Source organism: Tabrizicola sp. (genome assembly GCF_031377265.1).
Classification (GTDB): Bacteria; Pseudomonadota; Alphaproteobacteria; order Rhodobacterales; family Rhodobacteraceae; genus JAUYQR01.
On sequence record NZ_JANMET010000253.1, the window covers coordinates 1 to 1,739 of the forward strand.

At 59.1% G+C, this 1,739-nt stretch carries 2 protein-coding genes; both read left to right on the forward strand.

Annotated elements, in window-relative coordinates; all coding sequences use genetic code 11:
• Positions 1 to 198: 198 nt before the first annotated feature.
• A complete protein-coding gene (locus RMO18_RS14505) occupies positions 199 to 1,128 on the forward strand; it encodes an alpha/beta hydrolase (protein ID WP_309666833.1) in 930 nt (309 codons plus the stop codon).
• A gap of 142 nt (positions 1,129 to 1,270) precedes the next feature.
• A complete protein-coding gene (locus tag RMO18_RS14510) occupies positions 1,271 to 1,471 on the forward strand; it encodes a hypothetical protein (protein WP_309666834.1) in 201 nt (66 codons plus the stop codon).
• Positions 1,472 to 1,739: the final 268 nt, after the last annotated feature.

Below are 1,739 nucleotides of genomic sequence, written 5' to 3' on the forward strand. Positions count from 1 at the left end.
CGGCTAGCGCCTTGCGGCTCACAAGACGGGTCAAGTCAGCGCCGTTGGATTATTAGCCGCGTGGCGCTAGCCACGGTTCACCGCGGAAGATCGCACGTTCTGCGCTGATAGACTCTCTCGCAATCTGACAGCAATGCCAGAGACGAAAGCTCGCCCTGACTCACTGGTGAGAACTTTGAAATCCACGAAAGGTCCGCCATGAGCAGGAATTTGAAGTCCATCTTTACGCTGCTGGTCGTCGCAGTCGCGCCGTTGGCCTGTGTTGCCGCCGAGGGACAGACATTGGGCATCCGGCGGATAGAAGATGTGATCTACAGTCGCAAGTTCGGCATGGCCCTCACCATGGATGTCTTTCAGCCGGCGAAGCCAAACGGCTGCGGCCTGCTGTTCCTGGTGAATGGCGGCTGGCTTTCCAGCAAAGCGACACCGCTGATGGTGACGATCCGGCCGAGCGACTATCAGATCTTTCTCGATCGGGGTTATACGGTGTTCGCCGTCGTGACCAGTTCGCAGCCGAAGTTCAAGATTTCCGAACTGATGCAGGATGTGGATCGCGCGGTGCGTTTCGTGCGTGCAAACGCGAAACGCTTTGACGTGAATCCGCAGCGACTCGGTGTCTTAGGGGCCAGTTCGGGAGGACATCTCACGCTGTCGATCGCCGCGCGCGGTGGGCCAGGAAAGCCGGATGCTCCCGATCCCGTCGATCGCGAGAGCAGTGAAGTCCAAGCCGCCGCCTGCTTCTTTCCACCCACCGACTTTCTGAACTATGGCGGTCCGGGAAAGAGCGGCGTCGGTGAAGGCCCACTGGCCCCGCTGGAGGTCGCGTTCGGTTCGCAAGGATTTTCAGCGGCAGAACGCGCCCAACTGGGGCGCGAAATATCTCCCATCTACTTTGTCACCGCGAAACTGCCGCCGACTCTGATCATTCACGGCGACCGAGACGAAGTCGTTCCTTTGCAGCAGTCGGAGCGATTCGCCCAACGTGCCGCTGACGCCGGAGCCTCACCAGTCAAGTTGATTGTCCGTCCCGGCAAGGGACACGGCTGGGGAGACTTCTGGAAGTCGACCGAAGATGTCACCGCCTTCGCCGATTGGTTTGATCAGCACTTGCGAGACCGCCGCGAATGATCCGCAAACTGCGGACGGCCACGTAGGTTGAGCTACTCGGAAACGAACGGCAGACCATGAAACACAGCCTCGCACACGTCGCCATTCTGAGTCGGCGAGACCAACACATTGCACATCTCATTTCGTTGATAAGGAAGACACCGTGATGCAGAGATTGAGGACCACGTTCGTCATCGCCACATTATTGTGCAGCCTGAGCGTTGGGGGATGGCTGCTGGCCGTGTCTGACGACGTGACAGTCGTGCTCAAAGCGGGTGACCAATTCAAGGTGCTGCACGAGAACTCGCTGGCGGAAGACGACATGTGCATGGCGACTCCGGCCATCGCCGGCCATCGCCGGTGATCGGCTGCTGATTCGCACGTCAGCCCTCGTATATTGCATCCAATCCGGCGCAGCGGTCGCTGGATGGTGAAATCAACACGAATGGCGGAGAGCATGGCAAGGTTACGATTCACTGAAGTTGTTTTCCCGAATTGAGGTCAACCCATGACGATCGCGCGGACTGTTGGATTGGCGTTGTGTTTGGCGGGGGCGTTCGCTGCGGGAGTGCGGCAGACTCAGTCTGCCGATCCGGCTCTGCGGGACGATGCGGTTCGGTCTTTGAAGAAGG